General features: G+C 68.9%; 27 protein-coding genes. 12 read left to right on the top strand and 15 right to left on the bottom strand.

All coding sequences use genetic code 11. The features are described 5' to 3' along the window. Positions 1 to 70 precede the first annotated feature (70 nt). Positions 71 to 1,258, top strand: a complete 1,188-nt coding sequence (metK, locus tag CFB34_RS24660; RefSeq protein WP_039353866.1) for a methionine adenosyltransferase — start codon at positions 71 to 73, stop codon at positions 1,256 to 1,258. A 145-nt stretch (positions 1,259 to 1,403) separates the two neighbouring features. Here the strand turns inward: metK and CFB34_RS24665 are convergent, their stop codons facing one another. Beyond that, positions 1,404 to 1,745, bottom strand: coding sequence for a hypothetical protein (locus CFB34_RS24665; protein ID WP_089426563.1), 342 nt, complete (start codon positions 1,743 to 1,745; stop codon positions 1,404 to 1,406). Positions 1,746 to 2,097: 352 nt separating this feature from the next. On the opposite strand from CFB34_RS24665, the gene CFB34_RS24670 reads away from it, so the two are divergent. After that, positions 2,098 to 2,871 carry a phytanoyl-CoA dioxygenase family protein gene (locus CFB34_RS24670; protein WP_089441250.1) on the top strand — a complete coding sequence of 258 codons (774 nt, stop codon included), beginning with the start codon at positions 2,098 to 2,100 and terminating at the stop codon, positions 2,869 to 2,871. Between the two features lie 146 nt (positions 2,872 to 3,017). On the opposite strand, the gene CFB34_RS24675 is transcribed toward CFB34_RS24670, so the two are convergent. Continuing rightward, positions 3,018 to 3,224, bottom strand: a complete 207-nt coding sequence (locus tag CFB34_RS24675; RefSeq protein WP_011353528.1) for a DUF3185 family protein — start codon at positions 3,222 to 3,224, stop codon at positions 3,018 to 3,020. Between the two features lie 193 nt (positions 3,225 to 3,417). On the opposite strand from CFB34_RS24675, the gene mgrA reads away from it, so the two are divergent. Then, a complete protein-coding gene (gene mgrA / locus CFB34_RS24680; RefSeq protein WP_089441249.1) occupies positions 3,418 to 4,461 on the top strand; it encodes an L-glyceraldehyde 3-phosphate reductase in 1,044 nt (347 codons plus the stop codon). A gap of 110 nt (positions 4,462 to 4,571) precedes the next feature. Here the strand turns inward: mgrA and CFB34_RS24685 are convergent, their stop codons facing one another. The 3 genes from CFB34_RS24685 to CFB34_RS24695 all read right to left on the bottom strand — a co-directional run bounded on the left by CFB34_RS24685 (position 4,572) and on the right by CFB34_RS24695 (position 5,940). Beyond that, positions 4,572 to 4,757: a hypothetical protein gene (locus tag CFB34_RS24685; protein WP_011353526.1), complete on the bottom strand. Its 186-nt coding sequence runs from the start codon at positions 4,755 to 4,757 to the stop codon at positions 4,572 to 4,574. A 65-nt stretch (positions 4,758 to 4,822) separates the two neighbouring features. Beyond that, positions 4,823 to 5,062 (bottom strand): hypothetical protein, encoded by a 240-nt coding sequence (locus CFB34_RS24690; protein ID WP_089441248.1) that lies wholly within the window; start codon positions 5,060 to 5,062, stop codon positions 4,823 to 4,825. After that, positions 5,059 to 5,940 (bottom strand): DMT family transporter, encoded by an 882-nt coding sequence (locus tag CFB34_RS24695; protein ID WP_089441343.1) that lies wholly within the window; start codon positions 5,938 to 5,940, stop codon positions 5,059 to 5,061. Before CFB34_RS24695 ends, CFB34_RS24690 begins: the two co-directional genes overlap by 4 nt. Before the next feature lie 794 nt (positions 5,941 to 6,734). Between CFB34_RS24695 and CFB34_RS24700 the strand changes: the two genes are divergently transcribed. Then, positions 6,735 to 6,947, top strand: coding sequence for a hypothetical protein (locus tag CFB34_RS24700; protein WP_011353523.1), 213 nt, complete (start codon positions 6,735 to 6,737; stop codon positions 6,945 to 6,947). Between the two features lie 34 nt (positions 6,948 to 6,981). Further along, positions 6,982 to 8,013, top strand: a complete 1,032-nt coding sequence (locus tag CFB34_RS24705; RefSeq protein WP_089441247.1) for a serine/threonine protein kinase — start codon at positions 6,982 to 6,984, stop codon at positions 8,011 to 8,013. Positions 8,014 to 8,092: 79 nt separating this feature from the next. On the opposite strand, the gene CFB34_RS24710 is transcribed toward CFB34_RS24705, so the two are convergent. Beyond that, on the bottom strand, positions 8,093 to 9,535 hold the full coding sequence (locus CFB34_RS24710; RefSeq protein ID WP_089441246.1) for a coniferyl aldehyde dehydrogenase: 1,443 nt from the start codon (positions 9,533 to 9,535) through the stop codon (positions 8,093 to 8,095). A gap of 719 nt (positions 9,536 to 10,254) precedes the next feature. Here CFB34_RS24710 and CFB34_RS24715 point away from each other — a divergent pair. Then, positions 10,255 to 11,895, top strand: a complete 1,641-nt coding sequence (locus CFB34_RS24715) for a GMC family oxidoreductase N-terminal domain-containing protein (protein ID WP_089441245.1) — start codon at positions 10,255 to 10,257, stop codon at positions 11,893 to 11,895. A gap of 27 nt (positions 11,896 to 11,922) precedes the next feature. Here the strand turns inward: CFB34_RS24715 and CFB34_RS24720 are convergent, their stop codons facing one another. Genes CFB34_RS24720 through fliF form a run of 6 tightly spaced genes read right to left on the bottom strand, consistent with a single transcriptional unit; the run spans position 11,923 to position 18,754 of the window. After that, complete coding sequence (locus tag CFB34_RS24720) at positions 11,923 to 13,281, bottom strand: flagellar hook-length control protein FliK (RefSeq protein ID WP_089441244.1); 1,359 nt, start codon at positions 13,279 to 13,281, stop codon at positions 11,923 to 11,925. A 31-nt stretch (positions 13,282 to 13,312) separates the two neighbouring features. Then, positions 13,313 to 13,771 (bottom strand): flagellar export protein FliJ, encoded by a 459-nt coding sequence (fliJ, locus tag CFB34_RS24725; RefSeq protein ID WP_089441243.1) that lies wholly within the window; start codon positions 13,769 to 13,771, stop codon positions 13,313 to 13,315. A gap of 5 nt (positions 13,772 to 13,776) precedes the next feature. Then, positions 13,777 to 15,336: a flagellar protein export ATPase FliI gene (gene fliI / locus CFB34_RS24730; RefSeq protein ID WP_089441242.1), complete on the bottom strand. Its 1,560-nt coding sequence runs from the start codon at positions 15,334 to 15,336 to the stop codon at positions 13,777 to 13,779. After that, positions 15,330 to 16,013 carry a flagellar assembly protein FliH gene (fliH, locus tag CFB34_RS24735; protein WP_089441241.1) on the bottom strand — a complete coding sequence of 228 codons (684 nt, stop codon included), beginning with the start codon at positions 16,011 to 16,013 and terminating at the stop codon, positions 15,330 to 15,332. The genes fliI and fliH overlap by 7 nt, the downstream gene beginning before the upstream one ends. Continuing rightward, positions 16,006 to 17,001 carry a flagellar motor switch protein FliG gene (gene fliG, locus CFB34_RS24740; RefSeq protein WP_089441240.1) on the bottom strand — a complete coding sequence of 332 codons (996 nt, stop codon included), beginning with the start codon at positions 16,999 to 17,001 and terminating at the stop codon, positions 16,006 to 16,008. The genes fliH and fliG overlap by 8 nt, the downstream gene beginning before the upstream one ends. After that, a complete protein-coding gene (gene fliF, locus CFB34_RS24745) occupies positions 16,991 to 18,754 on the bottom strand; it encodes a flagellar basal-body MS-ring/collar protein FliF (protein ID WP_089441239.1) in 1,764 nt (587 codons plus the stop codon). The genes fliG and fliF overlap by 11 nt, the downstream gene beginning before the upstream one ends. Before the next feature lie 248 nt (positions 18,755 to 19,002). Between fliF and fliE the strand changes: the two genes are divergently transcribed. From fliE to CFB34_RS24775, 6 genes are all read left to right on the top strand, one after another. After that, on the top strand, positions 19,003 to 19,347 hold the full coding sequence (fliE, locus tag CFB34_RS24750; RefSeq protein WP_046544213.1) for a flagellar hook-basal body complex protein FliE: 345 nt from the start codon (positions 19,003 to 19,005) through the stop codon (positions 19,345 to 19,347). A 194-nt stretch (positions 19,348 to 19,541) separates the two neighbouring features. Continuing rightward, complete coding sequence (gene fliS, locus CFB34_RS24755; RefSeq protein WP_089441238.1) at positions 19,542 to 19,976, top strand: flagellar export chaperone FliS; 435 nt, start codon at positions 19,542 to 19,544, stop codon at positions 19,974 to 19,976. Beyond that, complete coding sequence (locus tag CFB34_RS24760) at positions 19,973 to 20,305, top strand: flagellar protein FliT (protein WP_089426550.1); 333 nt, start codon at positions 19,973 to 19,975, stop codon at positions 20,303 to 20,305. Before fliS ends, CFB34_RS24760 begins: the two co-directional genes overlap by 4 nt. Before the next feature lie 129 nt (positions 20,306 to 20,434). Continuing rightward, positions 20,435 to 21,820, top strand: a complete 1,386-nt coding sequence (locus CFB34_RS24765) for a flagellar hook-length control protein FliK (protein WP_089441237.1) — start codon at positions 20,435 to 20,437, stop codon at positions 21,818 to 21,820. Beyond that, positions 21,817 to 22,134 carry an EscU/YscU/HrcU family type III secretion system export apparatus switch protein gene (locus tag CFB34_RS24770; RefSeq protein ID WP_089441236.1) on the top strand — a complete coding sequence of 106 codons (318 nt, stop codon included), beginning with the start codon at positions 21,817 to 21,819 and terminating at the stop codon, positions 22,132 to 22,134. Before CFB34_RS24765 ends, CFB34_RS24770 begins: the two co-directional genes overlap by 4 nt. 269 nt (positions 22,135 to 22,403) lie before the next feature. After that, entirely contained in the window at positions 22,404 to 23,138 is a 735-nt protein-coding gene (locus CFB34_RS24775) for a PepSY-associated TM helix domain-containing protein (protein ID WP_089441235.1), read from the top strand. Between the two features lie 109 nt (positions 23,139 to 23,247). Here the strand turns inward: CFB34_RS24775 and CFB34_RS24780 are convergent, their stop codons facing one another. The 3 genes from CFB34_RS24780 to rqpR form a co-directional block, all read right to left on the bottom strand. Then, positions 23,248 to 24,273, bottom strand: a complete 1,026-nt coding sequence (locus tag CFB34_RS24780) for an XdhC family protein (protein ID WP_089441234.1) — start codon at positions 24,271 to 24,273, stop codon at positions 23,248 to 23,250. A gap of 259 nt (positions 24,274 to 24,532) precedes the next feature. Beyond that, positions 24,533 to 25,939, bottom strand: a complete 1,407-nt coding sequence (locus tag CFB34_RS24785) for an amino acid permease (protein ID WP_089441233.1) — start codon at positions 25,937 to 25,939, stop codon at positions 24,533 to 24,535. Between the two features lie 216 nt (positions 25,940 to 26,155). Further along, positions 26,156 to 26,812: a response regulator transcription factor RqpR gene (rqpR, locus tag CFB34_RS24790; RefSeq protein ID WP_059232953.1), complete on the bottom strand. Its 657-nt coding sequence runs from the start codon at positions 26,810 to 26,812 to the stop codon at positions 26,156 to 26,158. Positions 26,813 to 26,817: the final 5 nt, after the last annotated feature.

A 26,817-nucleotide genomic window follows, 5' to 3' on the forward strand; every position in this document is an offset into this window, starting at 1 on the left:
GCGTCGCCGCTTCAGGCCCAACGAAGCTGGCTACGTGAAACCAACCGTAACCACACAGGAGCCTGAAAAAGTGGCAAACGATTATTTCTTCACGTCCGAATCCGTCTCTGAAGGCCATCCGGACAAAGTCGCGGACCAGATCTCGGACGCGATCCTCGATGCCATCCTCGAGCAGGACAAATATTCCCGCGTTGCGGCGGAAACGCTGTGCAACACGGGTCTCGTCGTTCTGGCCGGTGAAATCACCACGACGGCCAACATCGACTACATCCAGATCGCGCGCGACACGATCAAGCGCATCGGCTACGACAACACCGACTACGGCATCGACTACAAGGGTTGCGCGGTGCTCGTCGCGTACGACAAGCAGTCGCCGGACATCGCCCAGGGCGTCGATCGCGCACACGACGACAACCTCGACCAGGGCGCGGGCGACCAGGGTCTGATGTTCGGTTACGCGTGCGACGAAACGCCGGAACTGATGCCGCTGCCAATCTACCTGTCGCACCGCCTCGTCGAGCGCCAGGCCAGCCTGCGCCGCGACGGCCGCCTGCAATGGCTGCGCCCGGACGCGAAGTCGCAGGTGACGGTCCGCTACGTCGACGGCAAGCCCGATTCGATCGACACCGTCGTGCTGTCGACGCAGCACGCACCGGACATCGAACTGCCGGCGCTGCGCGAAGCCGTGATCGAGGAAATCATCAAGCCGACGCTGCCGGCCGACCTGATCAAGGGCGACATCAAGTTCCTGGTGAACCCGACCGGCCGGTTCGTGATCGGTGGCCCGCAGGGCGACTGCGGCCTGACCGGCCGCAAGATCATCGTCGACACCTACGGCGGTGCCGCACCGCACGGCGGCGGCGCGTTCTCGGGCAAGGATCCGTCGAAGGTCGACCGTTCGGCTGCATACGCGGGCCGCTACGTCGCGAAGAACATCGTCGCCGCCGGCCTCGCGTCGCGCGCGCTGATCCAGGTGTCGTACGCGATCGGCGTGGCCGAGCCGACCTCGGTGATGGTCAACACGTTCGGCACGGGCCGCGTGTCGGATGCGGTGATCACGAAGCTCGTGCGCGAGCATTTCGACCTGCGTCCGAAGGGCATCATCAAGATGCTCGACCTGCTGCGCCCGATCTACGAGAAGACCGCTGCTTACGGCCACTTCGGCCGTGAAGAGCCGGAGTTCTCGTGGGAAGCGACCGACAAGGCGCTCGCCCTGGCCGAAGCGGCCGGCGTCGAGCCGACAGCACGCGTCGCGTAAGCGTCGTTCGCCTCAAATGAAAAACCCCGGCAGCGCCGGGGTTTTTTTATGCGTTCCGATCGCCGCGGCAATCGGGTAACGGCGTGGACAACGGCGCGGGCAGCGGCGCGACGGCGATCGTCGCGCGGTGCCCGTCGGCGTACGCTCAGCGTGCGCCGAACCCGAACCAGCCGTTGCTGGCCGCGAGGCGGCGCGGGCGGTTGACGCGGCGCTGCGGGCCGAGCGTGCGGCGCAGCGCGAGCGCGCGCAGCGACGACGGCTTCTGCAGCAGCGAGCGCAGGCCGGCACGGCGCGAGAACGCCTGCGTGCTCATCATCGAGAAAAATGCGTGGAACCACGCACGGATACCGTCCAGCCGGCTATGTGCGGGCGTACGCTCGGCCAGCGCCTGCGTGCGTGCGCGGTGATGGCGCAGCGAGCGGGCAGGAGCGGGCGGCACAACGCGCTTCGCAGCGCGGCTGAGACGGGAAGTCAGACGGAATGGCATGTGAACGATGCTTCGCTTGTATGGATGGCGCCCTTGGGAGCGCACTGGTATGAACGGCCTCGGATTGCGCAACGGATCTTACCGAAACTCGTTGCGCGCCGCGCCCGCCAGAATTGACAGGCCGCGACAGGCTACAGGGGATTCATGACGGGCAAAAGTCGCGATAAACCCTTGTGCCACAACGCGTGTGCCGCATACCGCCTGTCGCTGAGGCCAGCGCCGCGCCGCACAGTTCCCTTGAGCCGGATCAAATTCGCGATTGGCATGCCCCTGCGTACGACAATGGTGCTGTTCGCGGCATCCGGCGCCGATTTACAATCGTCACATTCACACAATAAACGTCTGGCATCCCATGTCGTCTCCATTGCAGTCGGAATCGGTCCGCGCGCAAGTCGCGGAATTGCGCGAGCGCGGCTTCGTCGTCGCGCGTGGCCTCGTCAGCGACGAGCAGTGCGCGGCGCTCAGGCAGGTTGCGGAGCGCCAGTTGCGGGAGGCGGCCGAGCCGATCGAGTTCGAGGCGGACCTGCGCTATCCGGGCGCGCCCGAGTCCAAGCATGCGCCGGGTGGGCATACGGTGCGGCGGCTGCTCGACGCGTACTCGCGTGATCCGGCCTTCGCGGAGCGCGCGATCGCACCCGAGATCGGCGCGTGGATGCGCGAGTATTTCGGCGAAGAGCCGGTGCTGTCGCGCGCGCATCACAACTGCATGATGACCAAGCATCCCGCGTACGGCAGCCTGACCGGCTGGCATCGCGATTTCCGCTACTGGTCGTTCGAGCGTCCGGACATGGTGTCGGTGTGGCTCGCGCTCGGGCCGGAAACGAACGAGAACGGCGCATTGTGGCTCGTACCGGGGTCGCACACGGCCGAATTCGGGCCTGAAGCGTTCGACGATGCGAAGTTCTTCCGCAGCGACCTGCCGGAGAACCGGAAGATGATCGATGCGGCGACGTGCCCGTCGCTGCAGACGGGCGACGTGGTGTTCTTCCACTGCAACACGCTGCATTCGGCCGGGCAGAACCGTTCCGACCAGGTGAAGTTCTCGCTCGTGTACACGTATCACGGCGCGAGCAACCGGCCGGTGCCCGGCACGCGCTCGGCATCGAAATCGGAAGTGCCGTTCTAGGCGCGCAGCGGGCGGCCTTCAAGGCCGCGGCGATGACGCGATGCCGCGTATCGCGGGTGCATGGAACAACGGGCGGCCTGGCCGCCCGTTTCGTTTGGCGCGGCCCGAACGTATGACGCGGGCCGTGCGTGCATCGCGGCTGGCGCTCAGCGCTTGCCGCCCGGCATCGCGAGGCCGATCAGGCCGATGAACGATGCGACGGCGCCGCCCACGATCAGCAGGATCGTCTTCGTCGCGGGCGAACCGGTGAAGAAGCGCGACACGTTGTCGTTGATCGAATGGAACGACTGGCCGCCGAAATACAGCAGCACGACGCCGCCGACGAGCAGCGCAACCGAGATGACCCGGGACATACCAACCTCGCTGAAACGGTGATTCGAGACGCCGCAGTGTAGGCGACGGCCGCGGCCGCGTCCATCGTCGCGCCGCCGAGCGCGTTCCGGCCGCTTTCGCTACCATAGTCGTCGTATGACTCCTTCGCCGCCGCCGCGCCGCGCGCGCGGCCGGCGCGCGTCCCTTCTCCCGATGTCCTGACGGAACCGACTCATGGCCTACGAAGCAGCTTCCGAACGTTATGCAGACATGCAATACCGCACCTGCGGCAAATCCGGGCTCAAACTGCCCGCGCTGTCGCTCGGCCTGTGGCACAACTTCGGCGACACGACGCCGATCTCGACGCAGCGCGACATCCTGCGCACCGCGTTCGACCTCGGCATCAACCACTTCGACCTCGCGAACAACTACGGGCCGCCGTACGGCAGCGCGGAGACCAACTTCGGCCGGCTGCTGAAGGAAGATTTCCGGCCGTATCGCGACGAGCTGCTGATTTCGACCAAGGCCGGCTGGGACATGTGGCCGGGGCCGTACGGCAGCGGCGGCGGGTCGCGCAAGTACGTGCTCGCGAGCCTCGACCAGAGCCTGCAGCGGATGGGGCTCGACTACGTCGACATCTTCTATTCGCACCGCTTCGACGCGCACACGCCGCTCGAGGAAACGGCGGGCGCGCTCGCGTCGGCCGTGCAGCAGGGCAAGGCGCTCTACATCGGCATTTCGTCGTACTCGGCGGCGAAGACGCGCGAGATGGCCGAGCTGCTCGCGCAGTACAAGGTGCCGCTGCTGATCCACCAGCCGTCGTACAACCTGCTGAACCGCTGGGTCGAAACCGAACTGCTCGGCACGCTCGACGAGATCGGCACGGGCAGCATTGCGTTCACGCCGCTCGCGCAGGGGCTGCTCACGTCGAAGTACCTGAATGGCGTGCCGGCCGACGCGCGCGTGAACAAGCCGGGCGGCGGCTCGCTGAAGCAGGATCACCTGAGCGAGGACAACCTCGACCATGTGCGCAAGCTCAACGCGATCGCCGAACGGCGCGGGCAGAGCCTCGCGCAGATGGCGCTCGCCTGGGTGTTGCGCAACGGCCGCGTGACGTCCGCGCTGATCGGCGCGAGCCGCGCGGAGCAGGTGCGTGAAAACGTCGGTGCGCTGAAGAACCTCGAATTCTCGGCGGAAGAGCTCGCGGAGATCGATCGTTACGCGACGGAAGGCGGCATCAATCTGTGGGAAAAGCCGTCCACCGATCAGGCGATCTGACCGGCAGTCGATACGGCATGCGAAACATCGCGTGCCGTATCAATGGCTTGCGCGCAGCACGTCGCATCGCTGCAGTGCAGCGATGCACGTCACGCACGGGTGGTGCGCCGCTAGATCAGCGCGGGCAGGCCTTCGACGAGCAATACCGCGACGCCGACGCCGAGGATGACGCCCAGCACGCGCAGCAGGTTGTGGCGGAATTCGGTTGCGCACGGCACCGCGCCGAGAAATAGCGCTCCGGCCAGCGCCATCGGGATCAACAGGATGAAGTCGCCGATCGTGAAGTAGGTCGTCATGCGTGTCTCCAAGGTCGACCGGAGCGGGCGCGTGCGCGCTGGCTCCGGCCCCATGCCGGGTGTTTCTAGTCTTGGTCCGGCCCGATTGCGAGCGGGGCGGTCAATTCGAGTATAGGCAACCGGCAGCGCTTTTCGCTATCCGAACCATTAAAAATCAGCGGAAAGCCCCGCGAATCGCGCATATTTCCCGCAAGTTCGACGAACGCCTTGCGCGTATCTTTCTCGCGCCTTTCGATTGTTGCGGATTCTTCGTATGTTCCGGTGCGTGCCGCCGCATTCGCGAGCGCGGCGGCACGCCCGCTCATGCGCGGTCGGGCTGCACGCGGGCGGCCGGCGCGCGGAACACGAGCGCGAGTCCCGCGATGATCGCGCCCATGCCGGCGAGCGCGAGCGGCTCGGGCCGGTTGCCGAGCCACGCGGCATCCATCAGCGTGGTGACGACGGGCACGAGATAGAACAGGCTCGTCACGTTGACGAGATCGCCGCGCTGCATCAACCGGTAGAACAGCAGCTGCGCGATCACCGAAATCACGATGCCGAGCCACAGCAGCGGGATCACGAAGGCCCAGCTCACGTCGAACGACACCGGCCGGAACGGCACGATCGCCACGCACAGCGCGAGGCCGATCGCATTCTGCAGCGGCAGCACGTCGGCGGGCGCCGCACGTGCGCGTTTTTGCAGCAGCGAGCCGGCGGTCAGCGCGACGAGCGCGGTGAGCGCGCACGCGATGCCTGCGAGCGACAGGCCGCCGTCTCCGGTGCCGCGGAACACGACGAGCGCGAGACCGGCCAGCGACAGCGCGAGCCCCGCGATGCGCACGGGTTGCCAGCGCCGCTCGACGATCGCGAGCGTGAGGATCGGCTGCACGCCGAGGATCGTCGCGAGCACGCCCGGCGCGATCCCGCGTTCGAGCGCGAGCAGGTAGAAGATCGAATAGCCGCCCATCATCAGCAAGCCGGTCAGCGCGGCCATGCGCCGCTCACCGCGCGGCGGCAGCCAGCGCTTGCGCAGGAACGCCAGCCCGAGCAGCACGAGCGATGCCAGCGCGAAACGTGCGGTGAGAAAGACGAACGCGGACGCGTGACGCAGCCCGAGTTCAGCGAAGATCGCGCCGCTGCTCCACAGCAGCACGAAGAGCGACGTCGCGCCATGCGCGGCGAGCGCGCGTTTGAACGAAACCATGTGAATCCACCTGTCGAACGGATCGGAATGTTCCATCCGCGCGCGCAGCGGCACGCCGTGCGTCACGACACACGAATGCGAGCCCGCGGGCGAATGGAAGACGAAACGAAAAGCCGGCTGGTCAGCCGGCGCGTGCCGCCGGAGGGGGCGGCGCGGCGCCGACGAGCGGCGGTGCGACAGGAGGAGGAAGGACCGACGGATGCGCGCACGCCTGCGGCCGCGAGTCGAACTGCGGCCGGGATTTTGCGAGGGCGGACGTGAACGGATGCATCGTGTCGGAATGCGCTTGAACGCGAATGAGCATCAAAGGTAACGCAACGACGGCATCGGATGCAACACCTGTCGGTGACGCATCGCATGGCGAAGGTCGGCGGGCGATGCGTGAGCAGCCGTTGCCGTGCGGGCTGCGTTCGAGGCAGGGGGAAGCTGATGACGGCGTCGCGTGATTCGGCAACCGCAGTCGCGCGAAATTGCCGGGTGACCCGACACCCGATTCACGGCGCACGCGGGGCGTTGGTCACGTACGCGCCGCGGTGATGCCGGGGATTCGGCGGGCAGTCACATTCGACAGGGTATGATGGGGGTAACCGGGCGGGCAAGCGTCTACCCCGGCGCAGTGGTTGATTGGAGACATTCGACGAATTCGCGGCACTTCGCCTGCTTCTTCTTCTTTTCGTGCTTCGATAAACCGTGAACAATGGGATCACGCGCAACGCTCCGACGAGAGCGCGCGGATCGTGCATTTGCCGGCCCCCAGCGGGCCGGGTTTCAAGATTCAAGAGTGGGGAACCATCATGCATGTCGGGTCGATTGTCTGCACTACCCATATCGCGGTGCCGAAGGGCGCGCGCGGCATCGTCCAACGCGTCCTGGGCGACATGGCCATGGTGACCTGGTACGCGGGCGTACCGGGCGAGTCCAAGGAACTCAACACCGAGCCGTTCTTTCTCGAGGACCTGATCGATACCGGCGAATCGGTACTGCCGGCCGGCGCAGCGCTTCACTAACGGGCGCTCGTCTTTCAGTCCGGCTGACGGCACAATGCGGGGCATGAAAGACGTCACTCCCGCTCCCGCTTCTCCCGCCGGCCCGCCGTTTGCCGGACTCACGCCCGAGTGCGTGCTCGACGCGCTCGACAGCGTGCTGATACCGGCCGGCCTGCGCACCGACGGGCGCCTGCTCGCGCTCAACAGCTACGAAAACCGCGTCTATCAGGTCGGTATCGAAGACGGCCCGCCGGTCGTCGCGAAGTTCTACCGTCCGGCGCGCTGGTCGGACGAAGCGATCCTCGAAGAGCATGCGTTCGTCGCCGAACTCGCCGCGCGCGAGATTCCGGCGGTGCCCGCGCGCACCTTCGACGGCCGCACGCTGCACGCGTTCGACGGCTTCCGCTTCTCGATCTTCGAGCGGCGCGGCGGCCGCGCGCCCGATCTCGATCGCAGCGACACGCTCGAATGGCTCGGCCGCTTCATCGGCCGGCTCCATGCGGTCGGCGCGACGCAGCCGTATGTCGCGCGCCCCGTGCTCGACATCACGACGTTCGGCTATGAGCCGCGCGACTACCTGCTCGCGCACGATTTCATTCCGGACGACGTGCGGCCCGCATACGAGACGGCCGTGAACCTCGCGCTCGAAGGCGTCGAGGCCGCGTTCGAGCGGGCGGGCGAGATCCGCCTGCTGCGCACGCACGGCGACTGTCATCCGAGCAACGTGCTGTGGACCGATGCCGGCCCGCACTTCGTCGACTTCGACGACAGCCGGATGGCGCCCGCGATCCAGGATCTATGGCTGCTGCTGCCGGGCGATCGCGAAGGCGCGTCGCGTGCGCTGGCGGACCTGCTGGCCGGCTATGAGGACTTCTGCGAATTCGAGCCGCGCGAGCTGCATCTCGTCGAAGCGCTGCGCACGCTGCGGCTGATCCACTACGCCGCATGGCTCGCGCGGCGCTGGGACGATCCCGCGTTTCCGGCCGCGTTTCCGTGGTTCAACACGCATCGTTACTGGGAAGCGCGCGTGCTCGAGTTGCGCGAGCAGATCGGCGCGATGCAGGAAGGGCCGCTCTGGCCCGTGTGACGGCGCGCGCGGCACTCTCGCCGCGCGGCAGGCATGTGCGGGCCGCGGCGCGATGCGCGCGGCCCGTTTTCCGTTTCGCCTAGAACTTCAGCATCAGCTTGATCAGTGCGGCGAAGCGCTTGCCGTACGGCGGCGCGAGCAGGTTGCGCGCGTTCAGGCGCGCCTGCGTGAGCACCGGCTTCATCTTCGAGAACGTCACGAAGCCGTCGTAGCCGTGATAGGCGCCCATGCCGCTCGCCCCGACCCCACCAAACGGCAAACTGCTGCACGCGATATGCATCAGCGTTTCGTTGACCGTGACGCCGCCCGAGATCGTTTCGCGCATCACGCGGTCGATCGTGCCGCCGTCCTCGTCGAACAGGTAGAGCGCGAGCGGACGCGGGCGTGCATTCACGTAGGCGATCGCTTTGTCGAGCCGTTCGTACGGCACGAGCGGCAGCAGCGGCCCGAAGATTTCCTCCTGCATCAGTTGCGACGCGGCCGGCACCTGCGTGACCGCGCACGGCACGAAGCGGCGCGAGGCGGGATCGGATTGCGCGTCGGACAGCGGATGCAGTTGCGCGCCGGCCGCCTGCGCGTCGCTCGCGAGCTGCTGCAGTCGCGCGTAGTGGCGCGGCGACACGATCGTCGTGTAGTCGCCGTTGGCGGACAGGTCGGGATACATCTTCGCGAACCGGGCGCGCGCGCGCTCGATGAACGCGGCTTCCATCCCGCGCGGCAGCAGCACGTAGTCGGGCGCGATGCAGGTCTGGCCCGCGTTCAGCGTCTTGCCCGCGACGATCGCGTCGACGGCCGCATCGAAGCGCGCGTTCGGGCCGACGATCGCCGGCGACTTGCCGCCGAGCTCGAGCGTGACGGGCGTGAGGTTGTCGGCGGCCGCGCGCATCACGTGGCGGCCGACGTGCGTCGAGCCGGTAAACAGCAGATGATCGAACGGCAGCCCGCTGAACGCGGCGCCCACTTCCGCATCGCCGTTCACGACCGCGACGTGGTCGCGCGTGAAGGTCTTCGCAATGAGCTGCTCGAACAGCGCCGACGTGCGCGGCGTCAGTTCGGACATCTTGATGATCGCGCGGTTGCCGGCCGCGAGCGCACAGATCAGCGGGCCGGCCGCGAGCAGCACCGGGTAGTTCCACGGCACGACGATGCCGACCACGCCGAGTGGCTGCGGAATCACTTTCGCGCGCGCCGGGCGCAGCCACTTGTTCATCGGCTTGCGGATCGGCTTCATCCAGCGCTTGCCGTGCTTGAGCGCGTCGTCGATCTCTTCCTTCGCCATCCAGATTTCCGACAACAGCACCTCCTGCTTCGCGCGATGACCGAAATCGGCGCTGATCGCTTCGGCGAGGGCATCCGCATGGTCGATCAGCATCGTGCGCAGCGCGCGCAGGTGCTGCACGCGCGTTTCCCATGCCGGATACGGCGCGCGCAGGTAGGCTGCGCGCTGGTCGCGCAGCAGCGCCGTCAGCGCATCCACCGACGGCAGGGCTTGCGGGGCCAGTTCGGGCAGGTCGTTCTTCATGTCGTCTCCTCCAGTTGGGCCAGGCGGGTCGGCCGGCCGTCACGCCGCATGCGCACGCTCGGCGAGCGCGGCGACGCGGATCGGGGTGGTGCGGGTCGCGCGGCGCGGGCCGGATGCGACGTGTGCTCGAAAACCGGTTGAAGCGTGCAGCGGGCGTCGCATCCGCGCGACGGTGTGTGCATCCGGAACCTGCTTTGTGGCGCATGCGTGTGCGGTGCGATGTGACTGCCGACAGGCACGCGTCGCTGCGCCGTGAGCGTCTGCCGGCGCACCGAAGCGGGGCAGCCCGACAGGTCAGTCGAATCGTGACGCAGCGCACCGTGCCGCTGTGGCCAGCAACCATCCAAACGGTCGGCGACGACGCGTGCCGTTCGATTTCGCTCGACCGCGCGCATGACGCCGAGCCTCGCCGCGCGAGCTGCCGTTTGAAATGAAATGCGGGCTGCACGCATCGCATCCGGACCACCCGGTCGACACGCGGCCTGCAGAACCTGGCGCTGCATCGTCGTCACTCCCGTTTCGCGACGGATCGGCTTCTCGTGGCCGGCGCGTCGCGCCAAGCGAATCGATACATCTTAAATTTAGTTCACGCGGGCGTTTAGAGGAATCGCTCTTGAATACGCGTGCCGCGCGCGCGACGGCCATTCCTACAATGCCCGAACATTACAAGAGGGGACGCGGTCGCCTGGCGGCCTTCCATGACACGACGGAGACGTGACATGCAATACGACTACATCATCGTCGGCGGCGGTTCGGGCGGCTCGAGCCTGGCAGGCCGTCTCGCCGATGCCTGCCCCGATGCGACGATCGCGCTGATCGAGGCCGGCTCGCATACGGAGCGCAACCTGCTCGTCAACATGCCGGTGGGCATCGCGGCGCTGGTGCCGTTCAAGCTCGGCACGAACTACGGCTACGAGACGGTGCCGCAGCCGGGCCTCGGCGGGCGGCGCGGCTACCAGCCGCGCGGGCGCGGGATGGGCGGCTCGAGCGCGATCAACGCGATGATCTACACGCGCGGCCATCCGGGCGACTACGACGAATGGGCGCAGCTCGGCGCGACTGGCTGGGGCTGGCAGGACGTGCTGCCGTATTTCCGCCGCGCGGAAGGCAACCAACGCGGCGCCGATGCGTGGCACGGTGCGGACGGCCCGCTCACGGTGTCGGACCTGCGCTTTCGCAATCCGTTCTCCGAACGATTCATCCAGGCCGCGCACGCGGCCGGCTATCCGCTGAACGACGACTTCAACGGCGCGACGCAGGAAGGCATCGGCTTCTACCAGGTCACGCACCGCGACGGCTCGCGCTGCAGCGTCGCCCGCGCGTATATCTACGGCCGCAACCGGCCGAACCTGCATGTGATCACCGATGCGACGGTGCTGCGCGTCACGTTCGACGGCAAGCGCGCGGCCGGCGTCGCGGTCGCGCGCAACGGGCGCGTCGAGACGCTCGACGCGCGCGCGGAAGTGATCCTGTCGGCCGGCGCGTTCAATTCGCCGCAACTGCTGATGTGCTCGGGGATCGGCCCGGCGGAGCAACTGCGCCGGCACGGGATCGCGGTCGTGCAGGATGCGCCGGACGTCGGCACGAACCTGATCGACCATATCGATTTCATCATCAATACGCGCGTGAATTCATCGGAACTGGTCGGCGTGTGCCTGCGCGGGATCGCGAAGATGACACCCGCGCTCGCGCGCTATTTCTCGAGCCGCACCGGGATGATGACGAGCAACGTCGCGGAGGCCGGCGGCTTCATCAAGAGCGACCCGTCGCTCGAGCGTCCCGACCTGCAGCTGCATTTCTGCACGGCGCTCGTGGACGACCACAACCGCAAGATGCACTGGGGTTTCGGCTATTCGCTGCACGTGTGCGCGCTGCGGCCGTTCAGCCGCGGCACGGTGGCGCTCGCGAGCGGCGATGCGCGCGACGCACCGCTGATCGATCCGCGCTTCTTCAGCGATACGCGCGATCTCGACCTGCTCGTGCGCGGCACGCAGGCGATGCGCAAGATCCTGTCGCAGGCGCCGCTCGCGTCGCAGGGCGGGCGCGAGCTGTACACGCGGGCCGACCAGAGCGAAGCGGAACTGCGCAAGACGATCGTCGAGCATGCCGACACGATCTATCACCCGGTCGGCACCTGCCGGATGGGCTCGGATGCGCGCGCGGTCGTCGATCCGCAACTGCGCGTGCGCGGCGTCGACGGGTTGCGCGTGGTGGATGCATCGGTGATGCCGACGCTGGTCGGCGGGAATACGAATGCGCCGTCGGTGATGATCGGCGAACGCGCGGCGGATTTCATCGTCGCCACGCGCAAGGGCGCGGTGCCGCGCGGCGAGGCAGCCGCGGCGGTGCACGGCCGCTGAGCGGCGCGCGCACGGCGGCGGCCATGCTCAGGCAAACGTATCGACGAGGCCGGCGCGGCTCACGCTCGCGGCGGCCGGTGCGGATTGCGCAGCGCCGACCGGTGCATCGCCGGCTGACGATCCGCCGCTCCCGCGCCGCGACGGCTGGCCGCCGGCGAAGGACTGTTGCGGGTTCTGCTGCTGCGAGGCGAAGCCGCCGTCGCTGACGGTCGCGCTGCCGAGCCCGAGCCCGCCCGCTTCCATCGCCTCGCGCAGCTTCGGCAGCGCGGCTTCGACCGCTTCGCGCACCTGCGCGTGCTGCGACACGAACAACGCGTGCGCGTTGTTGTCGGCGACGCGCAGCACGACCTGCAGCGGCCCGAGATCGGCCGGATTGAGCGTCAGTTCGGCGCTCTGCTGGTGTGCATTCGACAGGAACACGACCTTCTGGCTCAGCGCGTCCGTCCAGTCCGGCGTGCTGATGTGCGGCGCGAGCACGTGCGCGTTCGCGGCGGCGATCGCCCCCGCCGCCGGTGACAACTGCAGGTTCGCCTGGGCCGCGGCCGCAGCCGTGGCGCCGGCCGCGAGGGTCGCGCTGGCGGCCGGGTCCGCCGCGTCGCTGGCTGCCGCGAGCGCGTGCTGCTCGCCCGACTGCGCGTTCGCGTTGGCCTGCAGCGCCTGCGCGGTGGCTTGCACCGGCGTTTGCTGGGTGGCGAGCGCGCCCTTCGCGTCGGCGAGCGTGCGGTCGAAGGTCGGCACCTTCGGTGTCAGCGGCGCGGCGGTGCCGGTCGCCGCGGTCGCGGCCGGTGCGGGCGCCGTCGTGCCGGCTGCGGGCATCGCGATCGCACCCGTGCCGCCCGTCAGCTTGGCGAGCGCGTCCTGCAGCGCATCGCGGCTCGTTGCCGGCGTGGCCTGGGCGGCCTGGGTGGCCGCCGCCGCGTCCTTGGCCGCATGATCCGTCAGCGTGGCCGTGGCATCGGGTTGGCCGGACACGGCCGTCTTTTGCGCAGCGGCCGCGGCGGCAGCCGCGTCGGCCGGCATCGCGTTGTCCGTGCGCGCCTGCAGTTGCGCCTGCACGGCCGCAGCCGCCGCGAGCGCGGCGGCGTCGGGGTTCGTGGCGGCGTTCGTGGTCGTATCGTCGGTCGTGTCGTCGTCTGCGGCGGCGGACGGCTTCGTGCCGGCGGCCGGCTTCGACGAAGCTTGTTGCGTCGAAGCATCCGGGACGCCGGCATTCGACGCATCGCGGCGCGTGGCGACGCTTTGCTTCAGCGTCTGCGCGAACGGCACGGCGGTCGTCGCGGTCGCGGCATCGTTGCCGGCGGCGCTGGACGCACCCGCGCCGCGGGCGGCCTTGAGTGCGGTGCCGGCGGTGTCGAGCAGCGCGCCGAGCAGGGGCAGGGGAGGCATGTCGGTTCTCTCGTTCGAATGCGGTGGTCGGTTACGACGAACGGGCCGCGTCGGCCCGCATGCGCAGGATCTTCGCGGCGTGTTCGTCGGCGTCGCGCTGCTCGCGCCGGGCGTCCCGCTTCGCTTCCTGCGCGACGCCGCGCGCCTGCAGGATTTCGAACGAGCCGACGGTACGTTTCTTGTTTTGCCAGTTCGGGCGGGCTTCGTCGATACGGATTTCGGCCGCGGCCAGCACGTTGCGCTGCTGCGCGATCGCGGCGTCGAGCGTATCGATGAACGCCTGGAAATTGCGCCAGTTGCCGGCCGGCATCCCGTGCTGCGCGGATTGCGAGAAGCGCGCGTGGTATTCGTCGCGATAGCGCAGCAGCGCGTCGAGCTGCTCGGCGGCCGCGGTGCGGTCGCGCTGCGCGGTGCCGAGCTGCTTCGTCGCGGAGTCGAGATCTTCCTGCGCGCGGTCGAGCAGCAACTGAAGAGGAAAGCCGTGTGCCATCGGGATCAGCCTCCGTAAGCGTCGAACAGTGCATCGAGCCCGGCTAGGCTCGACGCGAACGGTGCGCATTCGCGAAAGCCCTGCTGCAGGAACGCCTCGATGCGCGGATAGAGCGCGATCGCGCGGTCGAGCTGCGCGTCGCGGCCGGGCGCGTACGCGCCGACGGCGATCAGGTCGCGATTGCGCTGGTAGCGCGACAGCATCTGCTTGAACTGCCGGACGTGGTCGAGGTGCGTTTCGTCGATCAGCGCGGTCATCGCGCGGCTGATCGACGCCTCGATGTCGATCGCCGGATAGTGGCCGGCCTCGGCGAGCGCGCGTGACAGCACGACGTGACCGTCGAGGATCGCGCGCGCCGAATCGGCGATCGGGTCCTGCTGGTCGTCGCCTTCGGTGAGCACCGTGTAGAACGCGGTGATCGAGCCGCCGCCTTCCGGCCCGTTGCCGGTGCGCTCGACGAGCGCGGGCAGCTTCGCGAACACCGACGGCGGATAGCCCTTCGTTGCGGGCGGCTCGCCGATCGCCAGCGCGATCTCGCGCTGCGCCATCGCATAGCGCGTGAGCGAATCCATCAGCAGCAGCACGTGCTTGCCCTGGTCGCGGAAATACTCGGCGAGCGACGTCGCGTAGGCCGCGCCCTGCATCCGCAGCAGCGGCGACACGTCGGCCGGCGCCGCGACGACGACCGAGCGCGCGAGCCCGTCCTCGCCGAGGATCTGTTCGATGAATTCCTTCACTTCGCGGCCGCGTTCGCCGATCAGCCCGATCACGATCACTTCCGCGCTCGTGTAGCGCGCCATCGTGCCGAGCAGCACCGACTTGCCGACACCGGAGCCCGCGAACAGGCCCATCCGCTGCCCGCGGCCGACGGTGAGCAGCGCGTTGATCGCGCGCACGCCGACGTCGAGCACGTGGTGGATCGGTTCGCGCTCGAGCGGGTTGATCGACGGCGCCGACAGCGGCGCGTCGACCTTCGACGCGAGCGGGCCGAGGCCGTCGAGCGGGCGGCCCGACGCGTCGACGACGCGCCCGAGCATTTCCCAGCCGACCGGCAGCCGCTTCGCGCCCGCGAGCGGATCGGCGACGGGCGCGCTTTCGCGCGGCCACACGCGTGCGCCGGGCAGCACGCCCGCGACGTCGGTGGTCGGCATCAGGAACAGGCGATCGCCGGCGAAGCCGACGACTTCCGCTTCCGCGTGCGGCAGCGTGCTGCCGGGCGGCAGTTCGATCGTGCATTCGGCGCCGACCGACAGGCGCAGCCCGATCGCTTCCAGCACGAGGCCGGCCGCGCGCGTCAGGCGCCCGCACGGCCGCAGCGGCAGCGCGCGCTGGCTGCGCGCGGCGAGCCCGTTCAAATGGGTGCGCCAGTGCGCGAGATGCGGGTTGTGCGGTGCGCGCGGCGCGGCGTCGGACGTATCGGCCGCTGCGGCGGCGGCGTGCGGGGTGGTGGGTGCGGTGTCCAGCGCGGCGTTGTGCGCGTCCGGGCCGAACGACGCGAGCGCGAGTTCGCGCTCCAGCGGCGTCATGCCGTCGTGCGCGAGCGCCTCGGGCGGCCGCGTCACCACGTGCTCACCTTGCCGATCGCGGCGGCGACGCGCTGCCAGCGCGTGGGCAGCGTCGCGTCGACCTCGCCGGTCGCGGCGTGCGCACGGCAGCCGCCGCGCTCGATCGACGCGTCGGTGCGCACGTTCCAGCCGAGCGCATCGAGATCGTCCTGCAGATAGGCTTCGACGACGGGCAGGTCGGCCGGATTCACCGCGAGATGCGGCGCGCCGGACAGCGCGGGCTCGGCCGCGAGCACGTCGCGCACGGCGGCCACCAGCGCGGCCGGGTCGTGCTTCACGTGCTGGCGCACGACCTGCTGCGCGATGTCGAGCGCGAGCTGCGCGATGTCGGCGGCCAGATCGTGCTCGACGGTCGACACGGCCTCGCGGAACGACGCGGCGAGCGCCGCGAGCTGCGCGGCCTGTTCACGCGCGTCGGCCTGGCCGGCCTCGAAACCCTGTTCGCGGCCCTGCTCGAAACCGGCCTGGTAGCCGAGCGCCTGGCCTTCGACGTGGCCGGCCGCATGGCCTTCGGCGTGCGCGGCGTCGCGCACGCGCTGCAGTTCCTCGGCGAGCGCGGCGGCGGCCGCTGCCGCGTCGTCGGGCGGCGGCGGGGGCGGCGGCGGGTCGAACGACGCCATCTCCCACCGCTGGTAGGCGGTGAGGGTGCCCGCGCGATCGCTCGCCGAATCAGACATACGCGTCTTCCGCCTTGCCGCCGATCGCGATCGCGCCGCTCTCGGCCAGGTTGCGCACGATCTGCAGGATGCGGCGCTGCTGCGTCTCGACGTCGGACACGCGCACCGGGCCGCGCGCGTCGAGATCCTCGGCGAGCAGTTCGGCCGCGCGTTGCGACATGTTCGCGAGGAACTTCTGGCGCAGTGCCGGCGGCGCGCCCTTCAGCGCGATGATCAGCGTTTCCGACTCGACTTCCTTGAGCACCATCTGGATCGCGCGATCCTCGAGGTCGAGCAGGTTCTCGAACACGAACATCTGGTCGATGATCTTCTGCGCGAGTTCGGCGTCGTACTGGCGCACGCTCTCGAGCACGCCTTCCTCATGCACGCTCGTCATGAAGTTCAGGATCTCGGCCGCGGTGCGGATGCCGCCCATCGGGCTGCGCTTCAGGTTGTCGCTGCCGGACAGCAGGCCCGTCAGCACGTCGTCGAGCTCGCGCAGCGCGGCCGGCTGGATGCCGTCGAGCGTCGCGATCCGCAGGATCACGTCGTTACGCAGCCGCTCGGTGAAGCACGACGCGATTTCCGACGCCTGGTCGCGGTCGAGGTGCACGAGGATCGTCGCGATGATCTGCGGATGCTCGTTCTTGATCAGTTCGGCCACCGCGGCCGAATCCATCCACTTCAGGCCCTCGATGCCGCTCGTGTCGCTGCCCTGCAGGATGCGGTCGATCAGCACGCCGGCCTTGTCCTCGCCGAGCGCCTTGGTCAGCACCGAGCGGATGTAGTCGCTCGAATCGAGCGACAGCGCGGTGTGCTGCTCCGCTTCCTTCGCGAAATCGTGCAGCACGTCCTCGACCTGCTCGCGCGTGACGTTCTTCAGCGCGGCCATCGCGGCGCCGATCTTCTGGACCTCGCGCGGCGCGAGGAACTTGAATACCTGCGCGGCCTCTTCCTCGCCGATCGACATCAGCAGGAGCGCGCTCTTGGTCAAGCCTTCAGCGTTCATCGGACACCCAGTTCTTCACGACGGTGGCGACGATCTTCGGATCCTGGCGGGCGATCGTGCGCGCGTAGTCGAGGTTGCGTTCGTAACGGTTCTTCTCGCTCTCGAACCCGAGCAGCAGCGAATCGGGTTCCTCGGCCTTTTCCGGCGCCGGCAGGCCGTCGAGCGCGACCGGATCCTCAGGTGCCGCGAGCGCCGGCGCGGCCGGCTCGGGCGGCGGGAACGCGCGGCGCATCGCCGGGCGCACGAACATGAAGTAGAGCGCCGCGGCGGCGGCTGCGATGCCGAGCCACTTCGCCGCTTCCTTCGCCATCTCGATCATGTCCGGCTGGCGCCACCACGGCAGGTCGGCGTACGGGTCGCTTGCGGTCGAGAACGCGCTGTTCACGACGTTCACCGAGTCGCCGCGCTTCGCGTCGTAGCCCATCGCATCCTTCACGAGCTGTTCGACCTGCGCGAGCTTCGCGGGCGGCAGCGGCTGCATCGTCACGTGGCCCTTCGCATCGGCGACCGGCTGGTAGTTGACGACGACCGCGACCGACAGCCGCTTCACGCTGCCCATCGGCTGTTCGAGGTGGCGGATCGTCTTGTCGAGCTCGTAGTTGGTCGTCTGGTCCTTGCGGTCGCTCACCGGCGTTGTCTGCGGCGCATTCGCGCCGTTGCCGGCGACGATCGGCGCGGACGCCGGCTGCGGCGGCGTGTTCGACAGCGCGCCCGGCACGCCCGATGCGCCGCCCTGCGCGAGTTCGGTCGAGCTGCTGGTCTGCTGGCTGCGGATCGCGGATTGCTGCGGATTGCCGTTCGGGCCGTAGCTTTCCGACGTCTGCTCGAGCTTCGAGAAATCGAGGTCCGCGCTGACCTGCGAGCGCGCGTTGCCCGCGCCGAAGATCGGCGCGAGGATCGCGTCGATGCGCTTTTGCGTGTTGTGCTCGACCTGCTGCACGTACTTGAGCTGGCTCGCGTCGAGGCCCGACGCCGACGCGGTCTGGGTCAGCAGGTTGCCGTCCTGGTCGACGATCGTCACGTTCTTCGCGGGCATGTCGGGCACGCCGGACGACACCATCCGCGTGATGGCCTGGACCTGGCCCTCGTCGAGCACGCGGCCCGGGTAGAGGTCGACGAATACCGACGCGCTCGGCGCTTCCTTGTCGCGCACGAACACCGACGGCTTCGGGATCGCGAGATGCACGCGTGCGCCGCGCACGGCGTTGATCGATTCGATGGTGCGCTGCAGCTCGCCTTCGAGCGCGCGCTGGTAGTTGATCTGCTCGGCGAACTGGCTGATGCCGAATTTCTGGTTGTCCATCAGCTCGAAGCCGACCGAGCCGCCCTTCGGCAGCCCCATCGCGGCGAGCTTCAGGCGCGTTTCATGCACCTGGTTCGACGGCACGAGGATCGCGCCGCCGGCATCGGCGAACTTGTAGGGAACGTTTGCCTGCTGGAGCGCGGCGATGATCGCACCGCCGTCGCGATCCGACAGGTTGCTGTACAGCACGCGGTAGTCGGGCGCGCGGCTCCACAGCACGAGCGCGGTGATGACGGCGACCGCGAATGCGACGGCGATCAGGAACGGCAGCTTCGGGTTGCCCTTCATCCGCGAGATGCCGGGGATGCGTTCCGCGAAGCCGCCAAGCCCGAAGTCCGCGCCTGTGCCACCCACGCCCGGCAACGCGGCGGCCGCGGCGGCGCCTGGCGCCGGGCTGGCGAGGCCCGCGCGGGCGTCTGGGTTGATCAGCGAGTTGGCCTGCGAATCCATGCGTCGAGTTTCTCCGGAGCGGGACGACTGAGCTCGCTCGGACGAGCGGGCGGACAATGACACGATGCGATTATCGTGACCCGGGCGGCACTCCGATCGACCGAAAAGAGCGGGGTTTCCCCCGTACTTTCGCGGCTTTGACGCGCGGCGCGCTGCTATCCTTTTTCGGAATCCGGCATGGCGCGCGTGGTGCGGCACCGGCGGATCTCCCGGTGCGTCCGGGTCTCTCTCTCAGTTTTGGGGACAGCATGACTGCGAACGTCAGCGGAATCGGTTCGGTGTTGCAACAGATGCAGTCGATGGCCGCGCAGGCGTCGGGCGGCGTCGCGAGCCCGACGGCGGCACTGGCCGGCTCGGGCGCGGCGACGGCCAGCACGTTCGCCAGCGCGATGAAGGCGTCGCTCGACAAGATCAGCGGCGACCAGCAGCACGCGCTCGGCGAGGCCCAGGCGTTCGAGGTCGGCGCGCCGAACGTGTCGCTGAACGACGTGATGGTCGACATGCAGAAAGCCAACATCGGCTTCCAGTTCGGGCTCCAGGTCCGCAACAAGCTAGTGAGCGCTTACAACGACATCATGCAGATGGCGGTTTGACAAGGCGGCTATTCGGGGAAAGCAATCCGTGGACGGCCATCCGGCCGGGTCCGCGGGCCGGCCTTGCTGCGCCAGGCGGCACGCGCCGCTTGCCTAAAGCTTTCCAAATCCCTTCCGATAACTCCGGTGATGGCCGCGTCGTGCGATGCACGGCGGCGGTTCCCGTATAGCCAACGCATAACAAGGAGAAGCGCATGTTTTCCCCAGGACACGCTGGAGCCAGTGCATACGCGCGTGTCGGCGTCGAGACCGGGGTGATGGGCGCTTCCCCGCACCGGTTGATCGCGATGCTGTACCAGGGCGCGCGGCAGGCGGTTGCGCTGGCGCGCATGCATTTGCAGCAAGGCAATGTGTCCGCGCGCGGCGAAGCGATCGGCAAGGCGATCCGGATCGTCGACAGCGGGCTGAAGGCATCGCTGAACCTCGATGCGGGCGGCGAGATCGCGGCGCGGCTGGATGCGCTGTATGCGTATATCACCCGGCGTCTGCTCGACGCCAATGCGCAGGCGAGCGACACGATGCTGGTCGAAGTCGACGGGCTGCTCGCGACGCTCGAGGAAGCATGGACGGGGATCGGCCCGGAAGTCGCGCGGATGGCCGCACAACAGGCAGTGGAAGCATCACGATGAATCGCAAGGCCGAATACTTCGAACGTTACGAGGCGCTCGCCGCCGTGTCGGGCCGGATGCTGGGCGCTGCCCGCAGCGCCGACTGGAGCGCGTTGCCGGAGTTGCAGGCCGAATTCATGCAGCTGGTCGACGGGTTGAAGGAGGCCGATCCGGGCGTCGTGCTCGACGAATCGGATCTCGGCCGCAAGCTCGACCTGATCCGTCGCATCCTGGCCGACGACGCCGCGATTCGCGATCTCGCGAGCCCGGACCTCGCGCGGCTGTCCGCGCTGTTCGAGGCGCGGCGCTCGACCAAGGTATTGACCGATCTCTACCGCGCGCGCGGGTAGGGCCCGTTTCCGGGGAAACGGGCGCGGGGCGCACGCGTCCGCCGTGGCACGCGCGCAGTTCCCGCAGGCGGCACCGGCGTGCCGTTACCGGATTCGCAACGATGTGGCTGAGATGAGCAGGCTCCGATCATGACCGGTATCGACTCCGTTGCGGCTGCCCTGCTGGCGAGCCGCCTCGACAGCCTGCTGACCGGCACCGTGTCGGCGCCTGCCAGCGGCGGCGCGACCTCGCAGGTCGGCACGCCGGGCAACGGCGCGTCGTCCACGCCTTCGGCCGGCAGTCCGCCTGCCGCGCCGCCGGCTTCCACCCAGACCGCCCTGTCCGATGTCGGGCGCGTGCTCGACGCGATCTCGCGCGCGGGCGGCGACGCGACGCCGGCCATTGTCGGGCGCGCACCGCTGCTGGCTGACCCCACCGTGCTGCTGACCGACACGGCTGCGCCGGCCCGCGCGCCGGCCGCCGCCGATCCGGCGGCGGCCTCCACGCCGGCTTCAGCCGCTGCATCGTCGGCTGCGTCTGCGGCTGCGGCGGCGCGCGACGCGGCTGCGACGTTGCCGGTCGCGGCGCTGCGCGCGGCGCTCGCGCAGGCCGTGAGCGAAAGCGGCCTTTTCTACGAATCTCATCTCGCGCAGTGGCTGGCCGGCCAGCGTCCGCTCGCGGCACTGATGCGCGAGCCGCAGGCGCGCCTCGCGGCCGCGCTCGCGCCGGCCGATCCGGATGCCGCCCAGCATGGCTCGACCGATCCGCTCGACGAACTGCTCGCGCAGCGCCCGCCATTGCCTGCGTCCGCGCGCGCCGCCGCGCAGCCGGGCGCGCCGGCCCAGGGCGGTGCGCCGGCGCGGGACCCCGCACAGGCGTTGCCGGCAGGCGCGCGGCAAGGGGTGCCGCTGCCGCACGATACGGCCGATCTGCTCGGCGACCCGCCCGATGTGCGCTGGACGCCCGCGCGAGCCGAACTGGCCGCCGCGTCGTCCGATTCGCAGGCGCAGACGCTCGCGACCGTGCATCCGGCCGCCGTGCCGCTCGTCAGGCAGCAGCTCGACGCGCTCGCGACCGACCAGTTTCGCTGGGCGGGTGAGGCGTGGCCCGGCGCGCGGCTCGACTGGACGATCGAGCCCGACGATCCGGGCAACCGTGCGCCGCACGGCGACGGCGACACGGGTGACGGCATCGCCTGGCGCACGCGCCTCACGCTGACGTTGCCGTCGCTCGGCACGGTCGACGCGGAGCTGGTGCTGAACGGCACGCAGCTCGTCGCGCGGCTGCGTGCGAACCAGACGGGTGCCGACCGTCTCACGCGGCACGAGGCGGCGCTGCGGCAACGGCTCGAAGTGTCGGGGCTCAAGGTGGGCGGGCTGTCGATCCGCGCGGTCGACGACGGCCCGGACGGCTTCGACCTGTTTGCGGCGCAGGCGGCGGCCGCCGCGTACGCACGCGGTTCGGCGTCGACGTCGATCCTGGCCAGCGGCCCGGCGACGCGTGCGCCGGATACCGACGACGAGGTGCTGCCATGAGCATGACGTCCCGCAAGCGCGCGGCCGCGCTCGTCTACGATCCGAAGGGCGGCGATGCCGCACCGCGCGTGGTCGCGAAGGGCTACGGCGCGCTCGCCGAAATGATCGTCGCGCGCGCGCATGACGCCGGGCTGTACGTGCATACGGCGCCGGAGATGGTGTCGCTGCTGATGCAGGTCGATCTCGACGACCGGATTCCGCCGCAGCTCTACCAGGCGGTCGCCGATCTGCTCGCGTGGCTGTACTCGCTCGACCGTACCGATCCCGCACCGGACGCCGCCGCACCGCGCTTTCCGCTGCCGCCGCTGCGCTGAACGGCGCTGCGCCGCGCGATTTCTTACGAAATGCCGCCTTGACCTTGCAAGGTCATTCTGTCGGTATTTGTCGCCTAACGACCGGCATCGTGCCGCAACGGGCGTGCTTCGGCGGAATTTCCTCGCTCGACGGGCTTGCCGCTCCACAGCCGCGCGGATTGAGCGTGCAATAGATTTGTGTAATGATATCCATTCTCATTTTCATGCTGCACGGGCGGCGCGCACGCTTTGCGCGCCGCCCGTTGTTTTGAACGAATGGAATCTCTCGCGTGAACGCGCCCGAAACGATCAATCCGCCCAAGACGGGGACTTCCCGCGCCGGCGTCACCATGCTGCACCCGGCGGCCCGCCCGCTGAGCGACGACGAACGGGCCGCGCGCCGCCAGCGTTCGCGCCGCGCGACCTTCATCAAATGGCTGCGCAAGGTGCATGGCTGGGTCGGGCTGTGGGGCGCGGTGCTCGGGCTGCTATTCGGCGTGACGGGCGTGCTGCTCAACCACCGCGCGCCGCCGCTGAAGATTTCGACCGGCGAGCCGCAGGTCGAGGAGATGCAGATCGCGCTGCCGGATCCGGCGCCGAAGACGCCCGCCGCGATGACGAAGTGGCTGCAGCACGAACTGCATTTCGACGGCAAGCCGGGCCGCATGCGCAAGGATCCGGCGCAGCCCGTCGCGTGGGGCGACAAGCGCGTGATGCAACCGGAGCACTGGCAGATGGGCCTGTTCGGCCCGCACCAGAACGTGCAGGCCGAATACTGGGTCGGCAACGGCTACGTCGCGGTGAAACGCACCGGCAACACGTTCCTGACGACGCTGAACAACCTGCATCGCGGCGTCGGGATGAATCTCGGCTGGGTGCTGTTGATGGACACGATCGCGGGCTCGCTGATCCTGCTGTCGCTGACCGGCGTGCTGCTGTGGACCGAGCTGAACAAGCGCCGCACGGTCGGCGTCGTGCTGGTGGTCGGTTCGGTCGCCGCGGCGCTGGCCGCCGGCCTGACCTGATCGGCGGCACGCGCGGCCTGGCGCCGGCGCGTGCGCTTTCGTCGATTTCGTCCGCTTCGCCCGCCGCGGACGCCCACCTGGCGCGACCGCGCGCCGGCGTCGCCAGCGATCAGAGGCCGCAGGCCGCGCCGCTGTTCGCGGCGATCTCGCGCGCGGCCTTCGCGCCCTCGACCTGCAGGATCGTCGGCAGCGACACGTTGTTCTTCGCGGCGGTGATCTCGGCGAGGATCGAGATCGCGATTTCCGGCGGCGTCCGGCTGCCGATGTAGATGCCGGCCGGCCCGTGCAGCCGGGCCAGTTCCGCTTCGCTCAGGTCGAATTCGCGCAGCCGCTCGCGCCGTGCCGCATTGTTGCGCCGCGAGCCGAGCGCGCCCACGTAGAACGCGGGCGTCTTCAGCGCCTCCATCAGCGCGAGATCGTCGAGCTTCGGGTCGTGCGTGAGCGCGATCACCGCCGAACGCGCATCGAGGTTCATGTCGAGCACCGTATCGTCGGGCATCGTGTGCACGACGCGCGTACCCGGCACGTCCCACGCATCCGTGTATTCCTCGCGCGGATCGCACACCGTCACCTGGTAGTCGAGCCCGACCGCGATCTGGCACAGATAGCGCGACAATTGGCCGGCGCCGATCACGAGCATCCGGTAGCGCGGCCCGTGGATCGTCACGAGCCGCTCGCCGTCGAACGCGAGCCCGTCGGCCGCCTGCGCGGGCGACAGCGATGCGCGGCCGGTCGCGAGCGTCATCGTGCGCGTGACGAGGCGGCCGGCCTCGACTTCCGCGCACAGCGCGGCAATCCCGCTGTCGCGCGTGAGCGGCTCGAGCACGAGCTGGATCGTGCCGCCGCACGGTAGCCCGAAGCGGTGCGCTTCCTCGGCCGTCACGCCGTACTTGAGCGCTTCCGGGCGCGCATCGGCCGCGATCCCGCTTGCGTGTACGCGGGCGATCAGGTCGTCCTCGATACATCCGCCGGACACGGAGCCGACCACGAGCCCGTCCTCGCGCACCGCGAGCATCGCGCCTTCGGGGCGGGGCGACGAACCCCACGTCTTCACGACCGTCACGAGCAGCACGCGGCGCCCTTCTTCGAGCCAGCGCGCGCTGGATTTCAATACATCGAGATCGACGCTTTCCATCATCTTCTTCCTGTTGCCGGGCGACGCCGCCGATGCGGGCCGCCGTTCGATGGCGCGATTATGAACCGCACGGCGCGCACGTGCAGGCGGCGCGCTGGCTCGTGCGGGCAAATCCGGAGAATCGGGCAAGATATCGCGACGATCGGACAGCGGTCGATCGGGGGAGTGGCGCGCGGCCGGTTCGGAAACGCGCGGGGCACCAGTGATGGGCCCGCGCGGTGTTCGTCCGACGCGCGGCCTGCGCGCGCCGATACGTCGCTCAGTGCGCGTCGTGGTGACCGTGCGCGAGTTTCGAGTGGTGGCGCGAGTACAGGAAGTAGATCGCGAGGCCGATCACGAGCCAGATGCCGAACGCGGCCCACGTGATGGGCTGCAGGTTCAGCATCAGGAACAGGCATGACGCGACCGCGAGGATCGGCACCACCGGCACGCCCGGGCAGCGGAACGCACGCGGCAGCTCGGGGTGCGTGCGGCGCAGCACGAGCACGGCGATCGACACCATCGAGAACGCGGCGAGCGTGCCGATGTTGATCAGCTCGGCGAGCACGTTGAGCGGCACGAGCGCGGCGATCAGCCCGAAGAACAGGCCGACGAGCCAGGTCGTCAGGAACGGCGTCGCGTAGCGCGGGTGCACGCGCGACAGCGCTGCCGGCAGCAGCCCGTCGCGCGACATCGCGAAGATCACGCGCGTCTGGCCGTAGCTCATCACGAGGATCACGGTGAGCATGCCGAGCACGGCGCCGAGATCGATGAAGCCTGCGACCCACGTCTCGCCGGCCTTCTGCAGCGCGTACGAGATCGGGTGCGAGATGTTCGCGTACTCGGCCGACGGCACGATGCCGGTCGCGACCGCGGCGACCGTCACGTACAGCACCGCGCACACCGCGAGCGACGCGATGATGCCGATCGGCAGGTCGCGTTTCGGGTTCTTCACTTCCTCGGCCGCCGACGACACCGCGTCGAAGCCGATGAACGCGAAGAACATCACGGCCGCCGCACCGAACACGCCGTTCCAGCCGTGCGGCATGAACGGCTTCCAGTTCGCGGGCGTCACGTGGAACACGCCGACCGCGATCACGAGCAGCACGACCGACACCTTGATGAACACCATGATGTTGTTGATGCGGGTCGACTCGCGGATGCCGATCGACAGCAGCGTCGTGATCACGATCATCACGAGGAACGCGGGCAGGTTGAACCACGTGACGACGCCCGGCACCGCACCGGGCGCGGCCGTCAGCACGGTGGGCAGCGTGAGCCCGAAGCCCTGCAGCAGCGACTGCAGGTAGCCCGACCAGCCGACCGACACGGCCGACGACGCGAGGCCGTATTCGAGCATCAGGTCCCAGCCGATGATCCACGCGACGAGCTCGCCGAGCGTGGCGTACGAGTACGTGTAGATCGAGCCGGCGACGGGGATCGTCGACGCGAACTCCGCGTACGACAGCGCGGCGAGGCCGCACGCGATCGCGGCGATCACGAACGACAGCATCAGGGCGGGGCCGGCCTGCACGGCGCCGGTACCGGTCAGCACGAAGATGCCGGTGCCGATGATCGCGCCGATGCCGAGGAAGGTGAGGTCGATCGCGCCGAGCGCTTTCTTGAGCCCGGCGGCATGCGCGCCGGCGATCATGCGATCGACGTTTTTCTTGCGGAAGAGAGACATTGCGGATGAATCGCCAGCGCGCGCGGGCGCGGTAGCGCTGACTGAGTGAAAACCCGTAATTTTAGCCGATTTGGCGCGCAAGACCCGCTGCAGCGCAGCGCTGCGTCACAAAATCGTCCGATAAAACAAGCGCTTGCGCTTCCGGCGGGCGACAGAGGGCGGCGGCGCGGCATGTGCCGCGTCGCTGGGCCGGACGAATCGGGTGAAGCGGGGGAATCAGGCGCCGGCCGTGGGCGCCATGTCGACGAGCCGGTTGCTCATCACGTAGAACGTGAGCTCCGCGTTGTTCGACAGCCGCATCTTCTCGAGCAGCCGCGAGCGGTACACGCTCACCGTCTTCACGGATAGCGACAGCGTGTTCGCGATGTCGGTGAGCCGCTTGCCCGATGCGAGCATGCAAAGCGTCTGGTATTCGCGGTCGGACAGCTTCTCGTGCGGCAGCGGTTCGTTCTCGAACGACACGTATTCGGCGAGCGCCTCGGCCATCGCGGGGCTCACGTACTTGCGGCCGGCCGCGACCTGCTGGATCGCGCCGATCATCTGCGCGGCGTTGACCGTCTTCGACAGGTAGCCGGCCGCGCCGGCCTTCAGCGCGCGCACCGCGTACTGGTCCTCGCGATACATCGAGAACATCAGCACCGGCGTGCGCGACAGCTTGCGCTTGAGGCGCTTGAGCACCTCGATGCCGTTCGTGTCCGGCAGCGAGATGTCGAGCAGGATCACGTCGAATTCCTGTTTGTCGACGGCCGCCATCGCGTCGCCGCCGGTTTCGGCCTCGGTGACGTCGCGCGCGACGCCGCGGTCGATCAGCAACTGGCGGATCCCTTGCCGGACGATCGCGTGATCGTCCACGAGCAGGATGTTCAGGCTCATGACGA

Origin of the sequence: Burkholderia sp. HI4860 (assembly GCF_002223045.2) — a bacterium.
Taxonomy (GTDB): domain Bacteria; phylum Pseudomonadota; class Gammaproteobacteria; order Burkholderiales; family Burkholderiaceae; genus Burkholderia.